The organism is Paraburkholderia pallida (genome assembly GCF_004524855.1).
Lineage (GTDB): Bacteria > Pseudomonadota > Gammaproteobacteria > Burkholderiales > Burkholderiaceae > Paraburkholderia > Paraburkholderia oxyphila.
The window spans coordinates 1,767,496-1,785,951 of sequence record NZ_CP038150.1 but is presented as its reverse complement, the minus strand read 5'-3'; the positions used below and the strand labels follow the sequence as shown (position 1 = coordinate 1,785,951).

Below are 18,456 nucleotides of genomic sequence, written 5' to 3'. Positions count from 1 at the left end.
CTCCCGAAACGATATTCAGGCCATGGCCGCGAGCGGCAGGCCGAGATTGCCAAGACAAAAGTATTTGGTTTCCACGAACGGCTCGAAACCTTCAGCGCCGCCTTCGCGGCCAAGGCCCGAGGCCTTCATGCCGCCGAACGGAATCGGCGCCCCGGTGAACTTCACGCCGTTCACCGAAACCATTGCGAAGTCGAGCCGGCGCACCAACTGGAAGATGGTATTGACGTTCGTGGCGCACACATAAGCGGCGAGGCCGTACTCGGTGTCGTTCGCCTTCGCGACCACTTCGTCGAGCGTGTCAAATGCGCAGACGGCGGAAATGGGCGCGAAGTTTTCCTCGTCGTAGACGCGCATGCCGGGCGCGGCGTCCGCGATCACGGTGGGTTCGAAGAACCAGCCGCCGAGCGCGTGCGCCTCGCCGCCTGCCACGATGCGTGCGCCCTTCTCCCGCGCATCGGCCACGCGCGCCACGGTGCTGTCGAATGCGGCTTGATGCATGAGCGGCCCGACGTCCACGCCTGCCTCGAATGCGGGGCCGGTCTTGAGCGCGCGCACCGCCGCCGCGTAGCGCTCCACGAACGCCTCGTAGAGCGCGCGCGCCACGAAAATGCGGTTAGCCGCGCAGCAGTCCTGGCCCGAAGTCTGGAACTTCGCGCCCACGGCGACTTTCACGGCCTGCTCGAGATCCGCATCCTCGGTCACGATGAACGGCGCGTTGCCGCCGAGTTCGAGCGCGACTTTCTTGATACCCGCGCGCGCCGCCGCCTGGGTGACGAGCGCGCCCACGCGCGTCGATCCGGTGAAGCTCACAGTACGCACGCGGGGATCGCTCACGAGCGTTTCCATGGCCATCTGCGGCTCGCCGATCACCACGTTGAAGACGCCCGCCGGAAAGCCGGCCTCCTCTGCGAGCTGCGCGAGGGCGAGCGCCGAATATGGCGTTTCGTGGGCGGCCTTCACGACGGCCGCGCAGCCCGCCGCGATCGCGGCGGCGGCCTTGCGCGTGATCATCGCGACCGGGAAATTCCACGGCGTGATGAGCGCGGCCACGCCCACGGGCTCCATCACCGTGCCAAGATGCGCGCCGTCGATATGGGTGGGAATCGTGCGGCCGGCGAGACGCTTCGCTTCGTGCGCAAACCATTCGACGAAGCTTGCCGCGTAGCGGACTTCGCCCTGGGATTCCGCGAGCGGCTTGCCTTGCTCGAGTGAAAGCAGTGCTGCGAGGTCATCTTGGTGGCGCAAGATCAGTTCGTGCCAGCGCAGCAATGCGGCGCTGCGCTGCTGTTGCGGTACCCAGCGCCACGACTCGAAGGCATGCTGCGCGGCGGCGATGGCGGCCACGATCTGCGTGCGCTCGAGCATCGGTACATGGCCGATGACCGACTGGTCCGCTGGATTGTGCACCGCCATCGTATTGGCGCTGTCGCTGTGGATCCAGCGGCCGTTTACGTAGCACAGCGATTTGAACAGGACAGGATGTCCGGGCAGCATGACGTTGGCTCCTCCTTGAGGGATATGGAGCCTATTCTGGGCCGGCGGCCTGTGCGGATTTTTTGGTTTTCAGTACCCGATCTTTAGGTTCTTTTTGAACTGGTGTGGGTTGGCGTGAATAACTTGAACGCCGTCAAGGTGATAGGGGCAGCCACGGTGTGGCGGGCAGGCTGCGCCACTCTTTGGCGGTGGCCTTAACTTGTTTTCGCGGCGGGCTGGCTGCGCCGCTCTATGGCGTTGGCCTTAACTTGTTTTCGCGGCGGGCCGCAGGCGTTGCCCCTGTGCGGGGCGGCACCTACTTTTCTTTGCAGCCGCAAAGAAAAGTAGGCAAAAGAAAGCGGCTCACACCTCCAGTGTGACGCAGTCCCCCACTGCCCTGTATATCGGAGCGGCTCCGGAGCATCCGTCTCCCCGCACACTCCGCGTAAGTGACAAGGGGCTCATCCTTCCCGCCACACGCTACGCGCGGGCGGAAGGGTCTGCAAGGAAAACCGGCCGGGCTGCCAGGCGAATGCGTCGGGGTGCTGCGGCCTAATATATTGTAATCCTACGGATACGCGAGAGTGCTTCCATATGAATACGTTGGAGTTCCACGAATACGTGTATATCCCAATGGTTTTTGTTATGCCCCACGGCGCGCTCAGCGCCGCCGGATGGATGAGCCCTTAGTCACTCTGCTATACGCCCAGTGATGACAGACGCCCCGGAGCCGCTCCGATCGACAGGGCAGTGGTGAACTGCGTCACACTGGCGGTTTGAGCGGCTTTCTTTTGCCTACTTTTCTTTGCCGCGGCAAAGAAAAGTAGGTGCCGCCCCGCACAGGGGCAACGCTTGCGGCCCGCCGCGAATACAAGTTAAGGCCAACGCAATGGCCCCCAAACCAAATCAACTCTCACCCACACTCTAAAAGTGAAATGCGCAAACCGGACGCATCAAGCCCGGCGCAGCACACCGGGCTACGCACATTAATGCGCCGCGAGATACGCCTTCACGGCCTGCAGGCCATCTCTACCGTCAATCGTCTGCACGCCAGCCAACCACCCCTGAAGCGGCTGAGGATTAGCCTTGAGCCACTCAAGCGCTGCCCTATTGGCATCCTCCTTATTCATGATCGGCACCATCACATGGTTCTCGATCTCCGTAGTGAAGCGAAGATTCGACACCAACCTGGCGGCATTCGGGCAACGCGCCGCATAATCGGGCGGCGTAGCCGTAAACACCTTCGCCTCGCCATAGTTAGGCCCAAACACATCATCCCCGCCCGCGAGATAGTCGATCTTCATCTGCACGTTCATCGGATGCGGCTCCCAGCCAAGGAACACAATCCACTTCTTCTCGCGAATGGCCCTGTTCACCTCCACGAGCATGCCCGCCTCGCTCGACTCAACCAGCTTGAACTTGCCAACGCCGAACTGGTTCCCGTCAATCATTTTCTTGATCAGCGCATTGCCGTCGTTGCCCGGCTCGATGCCGTAGATCTTGCCATCGAGCTTGTCGGCATACTTCTGGATATCGGCAAAAGACTTGAGGCCCCCGTTATAAACATAGTCCGGCACGGCAAGCGTGTATTTCGCGCCGGTCAGGTTCGGCGTGGGCAGCACCTCGATGGTGCCCGCCTTCACGAACGGTTCCATCATCGGGTCCATGGTCGGCGACCAGTAGCCGAGATAGACGTCGATCTGTTTGCTCTTGATGCCCGCCAGCGTAATCGGTATTGAAGCGATGGTCGTGGTCGGGCTGTAGCCCAAGCCCTTGAACAGCGTGGAGGCGAGACCGGTGGTGGCGGCAATATCGGTCCAGCCCACATCGGCGAAGCGCACGTCGCGGCACATGGCGGGATCGGCCGCGTGGGCGGCACAAGCGGTAACTGCGAGCATGCCGGCGGCTATTTTCAACAGATTGCGTTTCATGAGAGACTCTCCTCGATTTGTAATCCTAATGAAATACGATGACCGCGTCGTACAGACTTGACTTCAGGAACGAACTTCAGGCAGGAACAGCAATCCAGATCACACGCGGTGTATGGGCAATGCGCAGCGCACGCACGCCCCTACGCCGAAATCCACTGCCGCATGACCGGCGCCTCCCACGATTGCAATCTGTCCCGGCTCGGTTGGCATCCAAATTTCGCCTTGTAGGTACGCGAAAAATGTTCCAGCGAGTCAAAGCCGGTGGCCGCCGCAACCTGGGAAACGCTCAACTCCGTTTGCTGCAGGAGCTTGTGCGCCGTCGCCACGCGCAGATTCAGGTAATACTGCAGCGGCGCGATTGAGATGTACCGCTTGAAATGCCGCTCGAGTTGCCGTTTCGAGAGGCCCACGGCGGCGGCGATATGCTCGCACGACACCGGCGTGGCGACCGATTCCTCCATCAAGCGGATAGCCTCGCTGACTTGTACGCTTATTGGCGCCGCGCCCGCCTCCGTCCTGCCGGGTTGAACGTCGCCGCGTGAGTGGAGCAGATGCTGTGCTATCTCCGCGGCGAGCTCCGCGCCAACGTGCTGGGCAATCCAGTCAAGCATCATGTCGACAATCGCCATGCCTCCCGGGCAGGTGATCAAGCGCGGCTCGATGGTGTAGCGCTGCGCCGTGACCTTGACCTTCGGGTAAGCCTCCTCGAACCCTTCGAGATTGTCCCAATGCACGGCGGCCAGGTGTCCATCGAGCAGCGATGCGGCCGCCAGCATTTCCGTGCCGGTCTCCACGCCGCCCACCTGCGCGCCGAATACGCTTTCGCGTTGCAACCAGGCCTTGATCTTGCGATTCTTCGCGTGCTTTTTCGCCTCGAAGCTGGCGATCACAAAGACGGTCGAAAATCGCCCCGCTTCATCGGGAAGCGGCTGCGCTGGCGTGAGCATGCCGTTCGTGGCGCGCACCGGTTGTCCGTCGATGGAAAGCACCGTCCACTCGAACACCGTACGCTGGGCCAGCCAGTTGGCGATCGCCAGCGGCTCGATCAACAGGCCGAGCCCGAGATTGGAGAATTGGGGCATGGCAAGGATGCCCACGTGCCGTGGCTGGTTACTAGTTTTGGCGCTCATCGGTCTGGCCTGGTCCATCGCAGCTAAAGGTCGAGCACGAGCCTGGCAGATCTCGCGCGCGATATACATACGTAGATGACCTTGTTTTCGGCTTTCTCTTCTTCGGTCTGGATCGCGTCCAGGTGCTCCGCCTCGCCCGCCAGCAGGGGCACGGCACAGGTTCCGCAGAGACCTTGAGCGCATACCGTGTCGATCTCGATCCGCTCGCTCCTCAACACCTCCAGGATCGATTGCGCGGCAGGCACCGTGAGCACCCGCTGCGACCTTGCAAGCTCGACCTCGAATGAATCGCGGCCGCACTGGCCGCCCTGGTTGACCGGCGCAGCCGCAAATCGCTCAAAGTGGATCGCTTGGGCCGGCCAGTCGCAAGCTGCTTGAACCACACTGTCGATCAATCTCCCGGGGCCGCACACATAGATGTGTGTGCGAGCGCGCGGCGCGCCAATCAGGGTGCGAAGGTCGACTTCGCCTTGCACGTCACTGAAGTGGAACTGGACGCTGTCGCGCAGCGCGCTCGACTCGATCACGTCGAGCAATGCCTGCTCACGCGTCCGCGCAAGATAGTGAAACGTGAACTTCTTTCCCGTTGACGCGAGCTGCATCGCCATCGGAAGAATCGGTGTCACGCCTATTCCGCCCGCAATCAGAATGTATTCATCTCCATGCGCGTCCAGTGCAAAGTGATTTCTGGGCCCTGAAAGCTCGATGGTTTGGCCCTTGCTCAAGTGGTCGACGATATAGGACGAGCCGCCGCGCGAATGCGGGTCGCGCAATACCGCAATTTTGTAGGCGGCCCCGTCGCCCCGGCATTCCATCACGGAGTACTGGCGGACGTGGCCACCCGGCAACCAGAGATCGATATGCGCGCCTGGCGCCGCATTCGGCAATGCGGCCCCGTCCGCCGCCGCCAGTTCGATGCCCTTGATGTTGCCCGTGAGCATGGCCGCCTCGGTGACGACAGCGGCAATCCTTTGACGCGCTTGTTCATGCATGGCTCTCCTCCCCGCATCGTTGCTGCTTGTACAGGTTCGCCGGGCTCCAGACCGCCGCGCTGGAGGGAGGCAAAGGCGAGCGTCCAAGCACAAGATCGCTGCCTTTCTCCGCGATCATGACGGTCGGCGCGTTGGTGTTGCCGCTCACGATCGTCGGCATGATCGAAGCGTCGATCACGCGCAGTCTTTCCAGACCGTGAACGCGCAGTTGCGGGTCCACCACCGCTTCCGGATCGCCCGCGGGCGCCATCTTGCAGGTGCCCGCCGCGTGGTAGCCCGTCTCGGTGACCTGGCGCACCCACGCATCGAGCGCCGCGTCATCGGTCGCCGCGGCACCGGGCATCAGCTCGCGGCCGAGGAGATCGCGAAAAGCGTTCTGCGCCAGGATTTCGCGCACGAGCCTGACACCGGTACGCATATCGGTGCGATCGCGCTCGGTCTTCATGTAGTTGAAGAGGATCCTGGGCGCGACGCGCGGATCGCTCGACTTCAGCGTCACGGAGCCGAGACTCGTGGGACGCATCAGATCGATGTGCACCTGGAATGCATGCTCTCGCACGCTGTCGACCGTTCCCGGTTGAACGGCAAGCGGCATGAACGTCAGTTGCAGGTCGGGATGCTCGACTTCGGCGCGCGAACGGATAAACGCACCAGCTTCGAAATGATTGCTGCCAGCGAGACCCGAGCGGCTCATGAACCATTTCGCACCGGTCCACCACTTGCGTGGCGCCACCGTCGATGGATAGATCGACACGGGCTTGCGGCACAGGTACTGAACCACCGTATCCGGGTGATCCGAGAGGCGCTGCCCCACACCGGGAAGATCATGCAGCGGGCGGATCCCGAGCGCCCTCAGCTTGTCAGCTGCACCCACGCCCGACAACTGCAGAAGTTGCGGCGTATTGATCGCACCGCCGCACAAGATCACCTCCACCTCCGCGCGGGCAATCGCAGTCTGTCCGTCGCAGGCATATTCGACGCCGATCGCACGCGTCCCGCTAAAGAGCACGCGCAACGCGAGCGCGCCGGTCACGACCGTCACATTGCCGCGCGCGAGGGCCTCGGCAAGGTAGCCGTGCGCCGTGCTCCAGCGTCCGCCTTGCCACGTCGTGCGGTCCACGCGACCGAACCCTTCCTGGCGATATCCGTTCGGGTCCTCCGTGTAGCCATAGCCGGCCTCGACGCCCGCCTCGACGAATGCGCGGGGCAGCGGCGTGCCCGTATTGCCGGCCGTGACGCGAAGATGTCCGTTGGCGCCGTGATACGCATTGGCACCCAGCTCATGCTTTTCGGCGCGGATGAAATACGGCAGCACCTCCCGGTAGCTCCATCCCGTGCAGCCCTGCCCCGACCACGCATCGTAGTCAAGCGCATGCCCGCGGATATAGACCATGCCGTTGATCGACGACGACCCACCCAGCACGCGCCCGCGAGGCGTCGCGATACGGCGGTTATTCAGGAAGGGTTCAGGCTCCGACTGGTATTGCCAGTTGTACCGGCTGCCACCCACCACGATACCCATTGCCGATGGCATGTCGATCGACCAGTGCCGGTTCGACGGGCCGGCCTCGAGCAACAGGATTTTCCGCTTCGGATCGGCGCTGAGGCGGTTGGCCAGCACGCAGCCTGCCGAACCCGCTCCCACGATCACATAGTCGTAGCCACGCCCCGCATGGGTACTCGAAACCGACTGTTCTTTGCTCATGGGCTTCCCCTAAATGGCCATGACAGGCGCGATCATTCGCTGTGAATGCCGCTGTGAACCAGCTTGTGAAAGTGATGCACCAGATGCTCGCTTTCATTGCTGCGCGTCGCGTCGATCACATATCGGCCCTGGTTGTATCCGACCGAATGCAGGCCCTTCTGCACGGAAATATTCAGCTCGATATCTTCGGGGCCGAGGTCCGTATTCATCCAGTCCATGCAGGCCTTCGTCACGGCCGGGATCTCGTCGTGCGTGGAGTAATAGCCAAAACGCAGCAGGGTCTTTTCCGCCTCGAGCGGGATGATCAGGAACGTGGCGAGGAAGTCCGAATAGGGAAACGTATAGAACGTATTGTGTGGCCAGATGCCGATATTGAAGAAACACTCATCCGGGTTGCGCTCATCGCCGAGCGGCACGCCGTAAGCATGGGTGGCGTCCTTGTTTGCGGGCGCAATATAGGTCCACCACTTGTCGCGCTGCGTGAGCTTGTAGTCCTTGAAGTTGATCAGTGCGGCGAGATCCACGTGGCAAGGGCCGGACAACGAGAAGTGATAGCCCTCGATCGAGTTGTCCATGATGACCTTCCAGTTCGCCGGCACGATCACGTCCTTTTCGTCCAGCAGACGATAGTCGTCCAACTTGGGGAATACACGCTTCATCTCGGCATCGGCGCCGTTGAACAATTCGCTCATCGAAGGCGCATTGGGATCGAGATTGAAGTAATAAAAGCCGCCGAGCTCTTCCACCCGCACCGATGGAATGTTGTAGCTTTGCTTGTCGAAATTCACGAGGCGCTCGCCGCGCGGCGCGTTGCGCAGGCCGCCATCGAGCCCGTAGCACCATGAGTGATACGCGCAGCGGAATACCCCCTTCTGCATCCCGCGCCGCTCCTCGACGAGGCGGTTGCCGCGGTGCTGACAAACGTTGTGGAACGCGTGGACCTTGCCGTCCTTGCCACACGTCGCAATGACACTCTGATCGAATATGTCGGTCATGACGAACTGGCCCGGCGTGCTCAGTTCGCTCTTGTGGCCGATCACATGCCACGCCGACATGAAAATCTTCTCGCGCTCCGCCGTAAAGATCGACTGGTCGTAGAAGTAGCGCGACGGCAGCGTCAGCGCCTCCTCGGGCTGCTGGTCCATCCACGCATCGGGCGCAACGACATCTTCTTTCTTCATAACACGAATGCTTTGCATCGGAATTCCCTCCCAGTTGGTCCATGTCGATTACGCCGGCAGTCCGCTCGATCGCGCTTGCCATGGCTGAACTGTAGGGGCCCAAATTCGCTTGTACTTGATGAAATGCGACATCCGGATGTCGCGATGCGTTTTCCCGATACGGGCCTCGTCCGGCGCTCACCTGATGTGGCGAGACGTGCATCGCCAATCCCAACGCCTGCACAAACGCGTCGTCGCGATGACGCATTCGATCATGTCGGCGGGACGTGCCGCGCTTATAGTCCGCAACGGATCCCGCGTTCCACGCGCTCCAAAGCACCGCGTCACTTCACCAGGGAAACGTCATGAAGCAGAAGCTCCTGTACATCGATGGCGAGTGGAATCAGGCGGCGACAGGCGCCCATTCCAATATCGTCGATCCCGGCACGGGCGAATCGATCGCCTCTGTGGCACGGGGATCGCCCGACGACGCATCGCGCGCCATCCAGGCGGCCCGTCAGGCCTTCGATCACGGCCCTTGGCCGCACCTCACGGCCATTGAACGCTCGCAACGGCTCAATGCGCTGGCCCGTGCGCTCAGTGACGAGGCAGAGGAGATTGCCAGACTCGAAGCGCTCAATGTGGGCAAGACCCTCGCAGAGGGCCGCGCCGATGTGCAGGACGCCATCGCGGCGTTCGACTACTTCGCGCGCGTGATCGCCACGGAATCGGGCACGATGAACGATGCCGCCGCCCACGTCATCAGCATGACGCTGCGCGAACCCGTGGGTGTTTGCGGGTTGATTACCCCATGGAACTACCCGATTCTGCAGGCCGCGTGGAAGCTGGCTCCGGCGCTCGCGGCGGGAAACACGGTCGTGATGAAACCCGCGAGCCTCACGCCGCTCTCGACTCATCGCCTCGCTGAGCTTGTCGATCAGGTTGGCTTCCCGCGAGGCGTGTTCAATCTCGTCACGGGCGGCACGGACGTCGGTCAGACCTTGGCCGCAAGTGCGGAAGTCGACCTGATTTCGCTAACGGGCAGCAATGCGGCCGGTGCCGCGGTCATGCAGGCCGCCACGTCGAACTTCAAGCGGATTTCCCTCGAACTCGGTGGCAAGAATCCGCACGTCGTCTTTGCCGACGCTGACCTCGATTGCGCGCTGGACTACGCGCTGAATGCGGCGTTCTTCAACGCCGGGCAGATGTGCTCCGCGGGTTCGCGCCTCCTGCTGGAACGATCGATTCACGATTCATTCGTTGCCGCGCTGACCGAGCGCATCGCACGCATCCGGGTCGGGCACGGCTTGTCGGAAGGCACGCAGATGGGACCGGTCATTTCCGCGCAACAACGCGATCGGGTACTCGGGCTTGTCGCGGGCGCGGTGGAAGAAGGCGCACAACTGCTTTGCGGCGGCCGCTCGCCCAAGGGCACGCCATTTGAAACGGGTTTCTGGGTCGAACCGACGCTGCTCGCGGGCGTACAGGGAAGCATGCGCGTCGTTCGGGAGGAGATCTTTGGGCCCGTCATTACCGTCGAGTGTTTCGACGGCGAGGATGAAGCGGTTGCGTTTGCCAACGACACACCGTTCGGACTCGCAAGCGGCTTGTGGACCCGCGACATTGCGAGAGCGAACCGCGTGCTGCGCCGCCTTCGGACAGCAACCGTGTGGGTGAACGATTACAACGTTGCGCTGCCGCATGCGCCGTGGGGTGGCTATAAGGCGAGCGGCATCGGCCGTGAGCTATCGCGAGCCGGGCTCGACGAATATACCGAACTCAAGCACGCCTATATCAACTTCGAACCGAAACCGATGGGCTGGTTTTGACAGTCCGTGCAAGGAGACATTTCCATGTTGCAGTCAGCTTCCGCTGCGCTCGAGCACAAGCAGAGCCGGATCGATCTGGCCTGTGCGTTCCGTTGGACTGCGCGTCTCGGTATGCATGAGTCCATTGCCAATCATTTCAGCTTTGCTGTTTGTGACGATGGCACGAAGTTTCTTATTAACCCGGGTAGCAGGCACTTTTCGCGGATCAAGGCCAGTGATCTGCTGGTTGTGGATGCGAATGACCCGCAGACGATCAATCAGCCAGGCGCGCCGGATATCACGGCGTGGGCGCTTCATTCGGAGATTCATAAGCGTAATCGGGCGGCACGGTGTGTGCTGCATGTGCATTCCAGGTATGCGACGGTGCTGTCGTGCCTGGAGGATCCGGTGTTGCCGCCGGTCGATCAGAACTGCATGCGGTTTTTTGAACGCGTTGCTATTGATACTGGGTTTGATGGTATGGGCCTCGGGGATGAAGCGAAGCGTGTTAGTGAGGTGCTTGGGGACAAGCCTGTCTTGCTGATGGGGCAGCATGGTGTGCTGGTTGCTGGGCCTACTATTAGTCAGGCGTTTGATGATCTTTATTATTTTGAACGTGCCTGTGAGACTTATGTTACTGCGTTGATGACTGGGCGGCCGTTGCGGGTCGCTAGTGCGGTAGTCGCGCGGAAAACGGCGCGGCAGTGGCAGGAGGATTATCCTGACTTCGCGCAGCAGCATCTCGAGGCGTTGCGGGCTATTCTGGATGAAGAGGAGCCTTCTTATGCTGAGTAAGTGGCACTCATGCGCGTGCTTGGGACCGGCGCTCCCGGGATAAGCGCTTTTTGGTGCGCTTTTTGGTGCGCTTTTTGGTGCGCTTTTCGCCGCGCTTTTCGCCTTGCGGCCTTTGGCCTTAACTTGTTTTCGCGGCGGGCCGCAGGCGTTGCCCCTGTGCGGGGCGGCACCTACTTTTCTTTGCAGCCGCAAAGAAAAGTAGGCAAAAGAAAGCGGCTCACACCGCCAGTGTGACGCAGTCCCCCACTGCCCTGTATTTCGGAGCGGCTCCGGGGCATCCGTCATCTCGCACACTCCGCGTTAGTGACAAGGCGCTCATCCTTCCCGCCCCGCGCTACGCGCGGGCGGAAGGGTCTGCAAGGAAAACCGGGTGCGCGGGCCAGCGAATGCGGTAGGGGTGGCGCCCAGTAAATGCACGGCGGTGTTGACCCGTAAATGCGCTGCGGTGCTAACTCGTGAATACCTTGATGTGCTAACCGGTGAATGCACGGGCGTGCTAGCTGGCGAATGCGTGGGCGAGCCCCGATCAAATACGCTGTAGTCCTACGAAAACGCGTGCGCCTCACTGGTTTTGGATATACCCCACGGCGCGCGCAGCGCCGCCGGATGGATGAGCCCTTAGTCACTCCGCTATACGCCCCGTGGTGACAGACGCTCCGGAGCCGCTCCGATATATAGGGCAGTGGTGAACTGCGTCACACTGGCGGTTTGAGCGGCTTTCTTTTGCCTACTTTTCTTTGCCGCGGCAAAGAAAAGTAGGTGCCGCCCCGCACAGGGGCAACGCCTGCGGCCCGCCGCGAATACAAGTTAAGGCCAAAACCCAAAAAAACCACCAGTCACTAAATCAATTCACAGATTTAAAACATATGCGTGACCCCCGCACGCGAAACAAATTGGTTTTGCGAACCAGACGGATTAAACCCAGCAATCTGGGCATTCTGCCCGGCCCCTACCGCATGCTGATAAGCGGCCATGGCATACACGGAAGTCCGCTTGGACAACGCATACTGCACGATCAGGTTCCCTTGATGATACTTAGGTTCCATATCGCTCGCATGATCGAGGCCCATGGTCAGCGTATATCCCACGCCAATGGTGGTAGCAGGCGTCAAAAAATAGACCCCGGAAATTTCATAATTCTGAAAATGCAAGTCATGGCTACCACTGCCAGACGAAAAATCGACATTCGAATAGTCCGCCATCAACCTGAAGCTTCCGATGGTATAGGAGGCGCCCGCCGAAAGGACACCCTGGTACCGAGCGTTCGCGAGCGCATTCCCATAGATCACATTGACATAACCAGGCCCACTACTATACCCCGCAACGGCGGTAACGGGATTATTCACCCGCAGATACCCCACCCCGGCACTAAAAGCCGCGCCGTTGTACACGGCGGCCGCACTATACGAGGCATCGTTCGAGAACTGTCCGGCCTGTCCACCGAACGAATAATGCCCCTCGAACTGGAAGCCGCCGATAACCGGGCTCGTATACTTGATCGCGTTGTCGACAGGAAATCCGTTATCCAGATTATCCATGTCGTTCAGGTGCGCGAAGTACCACCCCCCATAGTTGCCATTCAGCGTAAACGGCTCGATAAGATCGACAGCGGCGTCCCACTGCTTCCCAAAGGTCAGCTGACCATACTGCTCAGAATGGAGCCCCACATACGCGTTGCGCGAAAAAGCAAGACCATCCATCGAGCTCCCCGACGCCGCATCAAATCCATTCTCGAGCTTGAAGATCGCCGATAACCCTGCACCAAGGTCCTCCGAGCCGCGTAGCCCCCACTGGCTAGTCTGGGCGACGCCGCTCTTCATCTGCACGAGCGTTCCACCGCTGCCGGGCACGAGCGTCCCACCAGGCGAACTGGCAACATTGCTGGCATAGTCGATGCCCATATCGACAACGCCGTACAACGTCACCGAAGACTGCGCCCAGGCTTGCGAGGCCGACATGGCCGTCAATACCGATGCGGCCAATAGCACTTTCATAACGTCCCTCCAATAAAGTCTCGTTGTTCACTATCTTGACGATCTCCACGCCTTGACCAACGCGTCTAGCGTCAACTGTCGAAGCGCGAATCGCGATACACTTCCTGCCCGCCCAGCAGCGTAAGCAGCACCTGCGTCTGGCTGATCTCGTACGGCGAGATGTCATGGAGATTGCGATCGACGACAATCAGGTCTGCGTACTTTCCCGGACTCAAGCTGCCCGTGCAGTCGTCGCGCCACGCGGCGTGCGCGGCATGGACCGTATAGCCACGCAATGCATCGTCGATGCCAACGCGATGGTGGGGCGTGTGAGCCGGCGCGTTGGCACCGGCGCCGGGCTTTTGTCGCGTCACGGCCGTTTGCATGATCTCGAAGGGATCGAAGCCAGTCACGCCCCAATCGCTGCTCATCATGCACGTCACGCCTTGCCGGACGAATTCGCCAACGGGGTAGATCCACTGGCTGCGTTCGGGACCCAGCATCGCGCCCGCAATCGCGTCCATTTCCTCGTTGGGCTGTGCCCACAGCGTCTGAAAGTTCGCCAGGATGCCCAGCGACTTGAAGCGCGGAATATCGGCGGGATTCACGACTTGCAGGTGCGCCAGCTGGTGCCGTGCATCCCATCGTCCATTCTGGCGCGCCGCGTATTCAATCCCGTTCACGGCCGCATGCACGGCTCCATCGCCAATGGTGTGCACATGAAGCTGGAACTTCTCGCGATCGAACGCGGCAAAGTACTCGTTGATCTGCTGCTGGCTGAACATCAACGCGGCGTTTGCACCGTTATCGCTACGCGGCTCGAGCAGCGCGGCGGTGCCGTTCTCCAGCACGCCATCGAGAAAGAACTTCGCCGAGTGCAGGCAAACGCGGTCGCCTTTGTAGGTTTCGCGCAAGTCGATCAGCTCCTGCAACTGCTCGTCGAGCGGTTTGTGCGCGAAGATCTTCGAGGTTGCGCGCACCCGCAGCGTCAAGTCGCCCCGGTCGTGCGAGGTCTGATAGTTCCGCATGTAATTGCGGTTGACCATCGCATCGAGCACGCCCGTAATGCCGCGACGATTGAATTCCCTGCTGTAGTGCTTCATCGCCTGCAGGTATTCGTCGTCGGTGTAGCCCGGTGCGATGCGGTTCATCGCCCAGATCGCATCCTCGACCAGCCAGCCCATGGGGCTGCCGTCCGCGTGACGCAGATAGCTGCCGTTCTCCGGCTCCGGGCTGCCCGGCTTGACCCCCGCGCGCTCGAACGCCGCGCTATTGGCCCAGCCGTTGTGGTAGTCGCAGGCCAGCATCAGCGCCGGCCGGCCGCCCGTCACGCTGTCGAGCCGCTCCCTGGTGAGCACGTCCGGGCCGAACAGGCTCGGAGAGAAACCGACGCCGCGAATCCATGCCCTCTCGGGATGCCGCTCGGCAAACTGCCGGATGCAAGCGAGCAGTTCGTCGAGCGTCGTGGCGTCGTACAGCGACGCGTTGTGGTAGAGATCGGCGCTGCTCAGCTGGAAGTGCACGTGGGTGTCCTGCAAGCCGGGCAGCACCATGCGCCCTTGCGCATGGATGCGGCGAGTCTGCGCGATCGCGAGGCGCTCGACGTCCGCGTTGCTGCCTAGCGCCACAATGCGGCCTTCGCGTACCGCGATGGCTTCTGCGCGGGGCATATTGCCGTCCATCGTGTGGATATCGGCATGGGTGATGATCAGATCGGCGGGCTGCGCCATGGTGGCTCCAGATAAGGGAAGTCAGGGCAGACGCGCTCAATCGTTCTTCAGTTGCGACCACAACCGGTTCTGCAAACGCATGATCTCGGGCGGGACCGGCTTGTTGGCGACGAGCTTCGCGAACACCGGCGGCGGCGGGAACACCGCCGGATCGGCTTTCACGTCCGGCCGGATCAATGGCTTCGCCGTGGGAATCGTGCTCGGATACGAGGTGTCGTTGGTCAGGTTGGCCGCCTCCTTTTGCGACAGCACGAAGTTGATGAACTTCAGTGCCGCGGCCGGGTGAGGCGCATCCTTCGGAATCGCCAGCATGTCGAACCAGATCGCCGTGCTCTCGGTGGGGATCACATACTTGATGTGATAAGGCTTGCGCGCGGCCTCGGCGGCAAGGCGCGCGGAGTTCACGTCCCCCGACCAGCCCAGCGAGAGACAAATGTCGCCGCCGGCGAGGTCGTTGATGTAACTCGTGGAGTTGAACTGCGTGATATAGGGACGAACGCGCTTGAGCAGTTGATAGGCCGCTTCATAGTCGGCGGGATTCGTCGTGGTCGGGTCCTTCTTCAGATAGATCATCGCCGTTCCGAATGCGTCGACGGGCGAGTCCAGCACCGATATTCCGCAGCTCTTGAGCTTCTGCGCGTTCTTGGGATCGAACAGCAGCGCCCAGCTATCGAGCGGCGCATTGTTGCCGAGCACGGCCTTCACTTTCTCGACGTTCATGCCCAGCCCGTCGGTGCCCCATTGCCATGGAACGCCGAATTGATTGCCCGGGTCGTCCTGCTCGAGCAGCTTCAGGCTTGCGGGGTCGATCAGCGCATAGTTCGGCAGCTTCGACTTGTCGACCTTCTGGAAGATGTTGGCCTTGACCTGACGCGCCCAAAAGATATCGGACGGCACCACCACGTCGTAGCCGGAGTTGCCCGCCAGCAGCTTGGCCTGCAGCGTCTCGTTCGAGTCGAACTCCTGGTAGACGACCTTGATGCCGGTCGCCTTCTCGAAGTTCGCTACGGTATCCTTACCGATCGAGTTGCCCCAGTTGTAGACGTTGACAACCTGATCGGCCGCCTGCGCCGCCGGCATTGCGCATGTCAGGAGACCCGCGGCCGCCAGTGCCGCGCAACCCGCCTTGAATCGCCCTACGATTGTTCCAGCCACTTGCCTCTCCTCTGTCTATGGATCGTCACGCTCAACGCCTGCACGAGCGCATGGGTGCAGAATTTAGCCCGCGAAAATCGGCGAGTCTGTCCTGCTATAGAGGTGGACAAGGGTATTTACGGACGCCGGCTTCAAGCGCGTGAAAGCCGGATCATTACGCTAGCGCGGCGCGCTGCCGGCATGGCATGGCAAGGCCGCTGACCGGCCGGAGACGAAACGGGAAATCGTGACGCGGCGTTGCGGTTAATCCGCGTTGGCCGCCCAGGCGAACAGTTCGCTGCGATTGCGCACGCCGAGCTTGGCGAACGCGCGCTCGACATAGGTCTTCGCCGTGGAGAGCTTGATGTCGAGATGGTTCGCGACTTGCGGCACCGACCAGCGGCTCAGTAGCAGCTTGCAGAGCTCGCGTTCGCGCTCCGACAAGCGGATGTTCGCGCGCAGAAGGTGGGCGTCGAAGCCCTCGTCGGGTGCCATGGGCATCATGCTCGTTGCGGGCCGGCGCTCGCCATATGTCCGCACGTGCGACTCGAACATTGGAAACAACATGTCCGCCATCCGTCGGACATGGAAGAGTTCGTCGAGGCTGAATGCGGCCCGCCCGCGCGAGCGCGTCAGGGACAGCGCGTACTGGCACTTCGCGTCCCCGTGCACAAGCATGCATTCTTGCGCGATCCGCGGCTCGTCGAAGAAGCGGCGACGCAGCTCACCCTCGGCAATGCCGTCGACGTGACGCTGCAGCAGCAAGGTGCCCTTTCTGGCTCGGGCCTGCTGGTTCAGCGGATCGTCGCGCCAATACTGCTGGTAGTAGACCGCCATCAGCTCCGACACGTCCGCATACAGCGGACTCCAACTGCCGAACCACTCTACGGCGTACCCCGAAGCGCTGCCGGCGCACGGACGCCACCGGTCGAGATGCAACGCGTCGATCGGGATATGCTCGCTAATGAGCGCCGCTACGGCATCGGCAAACCCTGCCGTGCCCATTGCGCTGACGACCGCGCCAACTGTCGCCGGCTGGACTTCGATCGTGGCGATGCCGCGTTCGCAGGGAGCGGAATGGGCGACGGGCATGGACGGATCCTCGAAATCGGCGCGATTTACGCACAATCCCTCGATCGCACCGGAGCACGAAGGCCGGATTGCCATCGGTCAGTTTTCTAAAATGGAAGGATGGCAATAAAGGTAGCGGACCGCCCCGCTCCGGTATGCCCTACTTGAAGTAGGGCAAGACGCGATTTCTCGCGGTGGGCGAGGTCTCGGAGATTCGCAACCGCATAGTCAGGCTGAAGACGCTGCAAACGTTTGCGGCGCCGGATTGATCCGTTACCGACGGAAGAAAGTCGAATTGAAGTTGACAGACCCACCGACTTGCTCGCGCATGTCCAGAATCTGATGCTTGGAGCCGAGCAATGCGCAATCTTGAGATTTCTTTGAATTAACGCGCATCGAAGCAATTAATTCGCTCGTTATTCAAGTCGCCACACTGCTTCCAAATCGAGGTCAACGGCGATCCTGCGTACTCGGGCCGCCCAAAGGGCTGCAAATGCAAATCCCTTAGCGACCACAAATTGCTGCAATGAGGCCGCACTAGATCCAGATTCTGGCCGTTTTGCTGAGCCGCCAGCAGTTGCCCTATCGCCGACGAAACAACGTGCAGTTACTCAGAATATTGGCTGCTTTTCAAGCGCCAGATAGTCTGGGTAGCGTCGTGATGAACACGCTCCTCAATTTGCAGACCGCTCAAGCTAAACAATGCCTCGAGGTCGGCTTCGGTGTAGTGGTTGACCCACGCATGCCCAGTGCGCTCGCTCATGTTCGATATACGATCCACGGGGTTATATGACAAGAGTGCCATCCGATAGACCGATGCAATGCGTCGAAGCACGGCAGGAACATCGAACAGATACTCGAGCAGCCCGAGCCCTACGATGCAGTCCGTGCCAAGATCAGGCAACGCCTCCTTGTTCAGATCGATAACGATGGTTCGCACGTCGCGTCTGACAACATCCACGGGAACATAGCGAACATCTCGAGGCAGATATTTCTCGAGTGTCATCATTCCGCAACCCACATCGGCTACAGATGATACGGCACCCAGCATGCTCGCAGCCCGCTGCGCACGGATAGCCCAGCCCTCTGTTCTCTCCTGGGCGAGTGCCTCCCAGCGCGACATCAAAGTCTGACGTGAACCTATCGCATCGCTGACAATTCTTTCGCGATCCTTAATATCAAGATCGTAAAAATTGGATACTGACCTGGAATCCTGGTCCCCTTGCGAAGTTGCGGTGCCGGCGACAGAGCCGTCGCGCTCGACCTGCGGCAGCGTCACTGCCGCGCCGAGGAATTCGAGGTCATGGATGCGTTTGCGAAGTTCCGCGTTTTCGCGATGCAGTTCCCGGAGCGTCGCTGCTTGATGAATTGAATAGCCAAACTTATTGAATGCCTTCTGAACAATACCTTTCATATCTCACTCTTTTGCAAGGTTTATTATAATTTTGAAAGAAATAATCTGAAATATACGGAAACAATTGAGTCTAGCCGACGCCGTTGTCGAATGCGAGTCCTTTAACGAATTGTTGCGGGCAAGACGCACCAAGCTAAGCC

The 18,456-nt window shown here is 60.8% G+C and carries 13 protein-coding genes; 2 read left to right on the top strand and 11 right to left on the bottom strand.

What is annotated here, in order from left to right:
• Nucleotides 1-15: 15 nt before the first annotated feature.
• The 6 genes from E1956_RS34390 to E1956_RS34365 form a co-directional block, all read right to left on the bottom strand.
• Nucleotides 16-1,494 (bottom strand): NAD-dependent succinate-semialdehyde dehydrogenase, encoded by a 1,479-nt coding sequence (locus E1956_RS34390; RefSeq protein ID WP_134757583.1) that lies wholly within the window; start codon nt 1,492-1,494, stop codon nt 16-18.
• 965 nt (nt 1,495-2,459) lie between these two features.
• Nucleotides 2,460-3,404 (bottom strand): choline ABC transporter substrate-binding protein, encoded by a 945-nt coding sequence (locus tag E1956_RS34385; protein ID WP_134757581.1) that lies wholly within the window; start codon nt 3,402-3,404, stop codon nt 2,460-2,462.
• A gap of 140 nt (nt 3,405-3,544) precedes the next feature.
• Nucleotides 3,545-4,603 (bottom strand): GlxA family transcriptional regulator, encoded by a 1,059-nt coding sequence (locus E1956_RS34380; protein ID WP_232071992.1) that lies wholly within the window; start codon nt 4,601-4,603, stop codon nt 3,545-3,547.
• The gene (locus tag E1956_RS34375) at nt 4,558-5,526 is read right to left on the bottom strand and encodes a PDR/VanB family oxidoreductase (protein ID WP_134757579.1); all 969 of its coding nucleotides are present in this window, start codon (nt 5,524-5,526) and stop codon (nt 4,558-4,560) included. The genes E1956_RS34380 and E1956_RS34375 overlap by 46 nt, the downstream gene beginning before the upstream one ends.
• A complete protein-coding gene (locus E1956_RS34370) occupies nt 5,519-7,231 on the bottom strand; it encodes a choline dehydrogenase (protein WP_134757577.1) in 1,713 nt (570 codons plus the stop codon). Before E1956_RS34370 ends, E1956_RS34375 begins: the two co-directional genes overlap by 8 nt.
• Nucleotides 7,232-7,263: 32 nt before the next feature.
• Nucleotides 7,264-8,412 (bottom strand): aromatic ring-hydroxylating oxygenase subunit alpha, encoded by a 1,149-nt coding sequence (locus E1956_RS34365; RefSeq protein ID WP_232071990.1) that lies wholly within the window; start codon nt 8,410-8,412, stop codon nt 7,264-7,266.
• A gap of 344 nt (nt 8,413-8,756) precedes the next feature.
• Between E1956_RS34365 and E1956_RS34360 the strand changes: the two genes are divergently transcribed.
• Together E1956_RS34360 and E1956_RS34355 are read left to right on the top strand one after the other, a co-directional pair.
• Complete coding sequence (locus E1956_RS34360; protein ID WP_134757573.1) at nt 8,757-10,220, top strand: aldehyde dehydrogenase family protein; 1,464 nt, start codon at nt 8,757-8,759, stop codon at nt 10,218-10,220.
• Between the two features lie 24 nt (nt 10,221-10,244).
• On the top strand, nt 10,245-10,994 hold the full coding sequence (locus E1956_RS34355) for a class II aldolase and adducin N-terminal domain-containing protein (RefSeq protein WP_134757571.1): 750 nt from the start codon (nt 10,245-10,247) through the stop codon (nt 10,992-10,994).
• Between the two features lie 857 nt (nt 10,995-11,851).
• On the opposite strand, the gene E1956_RS34350 is transcribed toward E1956_RS34355, so the two are convergent.
• The 5 genes from E1956_RS34350 to E1956_RS34330 all read right to left on the bottom strand — a co-directional run bounded on the left by E1956_RS34350 (nt 11,852) and on the right by E1956_RS34330 (nt 18,316).
• Nucleotides 11,852-12,988 carry a porin gene (locus tag E1956_RS34350; protein ID WP_134757569.1) on the bottom strand — a complete coding sequence of 379 codons (1,137 nt, stop codon included), beginning with the start codon at nt 12,986-12,988 and terminating at the stop codon, nt 11,852-11,854.
• A gap of 71 nt (nt 12,989-13,059) precedes the next feature.
• Nucleotides 13,060-14,697, bottom strand: a complete 1,638-nt coding sequence (locus tag E1956_RS34345; protein ID WP_134757567.1) for an amidohydrolase — start codon at nt 14,695-14,697, stop codon at nt 13,060-13,062.
• 36 nt (nt 14,698-14,733) lie between these two features.
• Nucleotides 14,734-15,777 (bottom strand): extracellular solute-binding protein, encoded by a 1,044-nt coding sequence (locus E1956_RS34340; RefSeq protein WP_134757970.1) that lies wholly within the window; start codon nt 15,775-15,777, stop codon nt 14,734-14,736.
• Nucleotides 15,778-16,095: 318 nt separating this feature from the next.
• A complete protein-coding gene (locus tag E1956_RS34335; protein ID WP_134757565.1) occupies nt 16,096-16,923 on the bottom strand; it encodes a helix-turn-helix transcriptional regulator in 828 nt (275 codons plus the stop codon).
• A gap of 586 nt (nt 16,924-17,509) precedes the next feature.
• Complete coding sequence (locus tag E1956_RS34330; RefSeq protein WP_134757563.1) at nt 17,510-18,316, bottom strand: hypothetical protein; 807 nt, start codon at nt 18,314-18,316, stop codon at nt 17,510-17,512.
• Nucleotides 18,317-18,456: the final 140 nt, after the last annotated feature.

Coding starts and splice junctions, on each gene's coding strand:
- E1956_RS34345 (WP_134757567.1), bottom strand. CDS start 14,697: ATGGCGCAGCCCGCCGATCTGATCATCACCCATGCCGATATCCACACG.
- E1956_RS34365 (WP_232071990.1), bottom strand. CDS start 8,412: ATGAAGAAAGAAGATGTCGTTGCGCCCGATGCGTGGATGGACCAGCAG.
- E1956_RS34350 (WP_134757569.1), bottom strand. CDS start 12,988: ATGAAAGTGCTATTGGCCGCATCGGTATTGACGGCCATGTCGGCCTCG.
- E1956_RS34390 (WP_134757583.1), bottom strand. CDS start 1,494: ATGCTGCCCGGACATCCTGTCCTGTTCAAATCGCTGTGCTACGTAAAC.
- E1956_RS34385 (WP_134757581.1), bottom strand. CDS start 3,404: ATGAAACGCAATCTGTTGAAAATAGCCGCCGGCATGCTCGCAGTTACC.
- E1956_RS34360 (WP_134757573.1), top strand. CDS start 8,757: ATGAAGCAGAAGCTCCTGTACATCGATGGCGAGTGGAATCAGGCGGCG.
- E1956_RS34335 (WP_134757565.1), bottom strand. CDS start 16,923: ATGCCCGTCGCCCATTCCGCTCCCTGCGAACGCGGCATCGCCACGATC.
- E1956_RS34355 (WP_134757571.1), top strand. CDS start 10,245: ATGTTGCAGTCAGCTTCCGCTGCGCTCGAGCACAAGCAGAGCCGGATC.
- E1956_RS34340 (WP_134757970.1), bottom strand. CDS start 15,777: ATGCCGGCGGCGCAGGCGGCCGATCAGGTTGTCAACGTCTACAACTGG.
- E1956_RS34370 (WP_134757577.1), bottom strand. CDS start 7,231: ATGAGCAAAGAACAGTCGGTTTCGAGTACCCATGCGGGGCGTGGCTAC.
- E1956_RS34375 (WP_134757579.1), bottom strand. CDS start 5,526: ATGCATGAACAAGCGCGTCAAAGGATTGCCGCTGTCGTCACCGAGGCG.
- E1956_RS34330 (WP_134757563.1), bottom strand. CDS start 18,316: ATGAAAGGTATTGTTCAGAAGGCATTCAATAAGTTTGGCTATTCAATT.
- E1956_RS34380 (WP_232071992.1), bottom strand. CDS start 4,603: ATGTATATCGCGCGCGAGATCTGCCAGGCTCGTGCTCGACCTTTAGCT.